This window comes from Halorubrum tibetense (assembly GCF_042661865.1).
Lineage (GTDB): Archaea > Halobacteriota > Halobacteria > Halobacteriales > Haloferacaceae > Halorubrum > Halorubrum tibetense.
Genome location: NZ_JBHSWW010000454.1, coordinates 1 through 1,280, shown reverse-complemented (window position 1 = coordinate 1,280; position 1,280 = coordinate 1). Strand labels below are relative to the sequence as shown.

Here is a 1,280-nt window from a genome sequence, read left to right as displayed (position 1 = left end):
TTTCTCAAACTGTTTCAGCAACGCCGAAGCAGAAACTGCTGACGAGTGGCTCAAATCGTTCGCATTCGCATGGAATCAGCTTATCTGAACACTACCGTTGCTGGCGGTTGTATATAAGTGGTCGAGCACACGATCAGCACGGCCGAATCCACGGCCACTCACTTATAAAATCAACCGGGGCCTTGGTAAATCCCGCGAGAACCCGTAAGCGCTCCGCAACCGCTCCGCAACCGCACCTCACGCCTCCCCAGCCTCGCAGCGGTCGCTTATAAGCGACCGCTGCGTCCATCGAGGGGCTCTTCGGCCCCTCTAGCAGTCGGGCGAAGCCCGACGACCTCGCGCGGTGCTGCTCGCGCCCGTATCAGGGCGCTCGCAGGCACGCGCCACCGCACCGCTATTGATACCCGATCGTCGCGTTCGCTCGGCGGGAGTCGCATACACCGTCTTCGCCCCGGATCTGCGACGCTCGCCGCGGACCCATGGGAGTGTCACGGGCGGCGGTCGACTACTGGATCCGCTCGACGAGCCGTCCCAAGCCCCCCTCCTCGGGCTGGAAGTACGAGTAGTGGTCGGCGACGAGGTCAGTCACGTCGACGTCGCGGTAGCCGTCGGGGAGGGAGGCGGAGGCGGCCGCACCCCCGTGTCCGACTGCGCGGACCCTATCCGACGCGCGGTACACCCAGCCGAGCACCCGGTCGTTCCGGCTGTGGAGGTTCAGTACCGGTGCGTCGAGCGCCGCGATCGCCGGACCGTACCGCCCGTCGCGGGCCACGCTCTCTCGCGGTATCGCCCCGCCGAGCAAGGAGACGGACGCGAGGCCGCCGTGGCGACCCCGGTCGTCGAGGACGCGAAGCGCCTCTCCAGTCACCCGTGCGCCGAGCGAGTAGCCGATCACGTGGACGGGACCGCCGCCGTCGTCGGCCCACTCGATCAGCCAGTCCGCGAGCGGGTCGGCGAGGGAGTCGGCGGTTCGCTTGGCCTCCTCCCAGTCGACGTCCGAGTCCCAACTGAACGCGACGACCGGCGGGTCCCCCGGCATCCCCGCCTCCTGTAGCCCGAGCTCGGCGGTGTACGCCTGGTCGCGAGCGGCCTCAGCGTCGGTAGCGAACCCGTGGACGAACAGCACCATCGAGTCGGCGTCGTCGACCGCCCACACGCCCGCACGGCGGGGCCGGTCGCCGGCATCGGCCCGATCCCGGACGTTAAGGACCGGCTGCGTCGCCGGCGCGGTGTACTCGCCGTAGTCGCCGTCCAGTGCGCGCGAGACCGTGAGTCCGCCG

General features: G+C 68.7%; 1 protein-coding gene and 1 pseudogene. One reads left to right on the top strand and one right to left on the bottom strand.

The genetic code is table 11. The annotated features are described in order from the left end of the window. Positions 1-88: pseudogene (locus tag ACFQEU_RS16110) on the top strand (IS6 family transposase); the annotation flags it as partial. A 417-nt stretch (positions 89-505) separates the two neighbouring features. Here ACFQEU_RS16110 and ACFQEU_RS16105 read toward each other — a convergent pair. After that, on the bottom strand, positions 506-1,280 hold a 775-nt coding region (locus ACFQEU_RS16105; protein ID WP_379783809.1), incomplete at its 5' end, for a DUF726 domain-containing protein.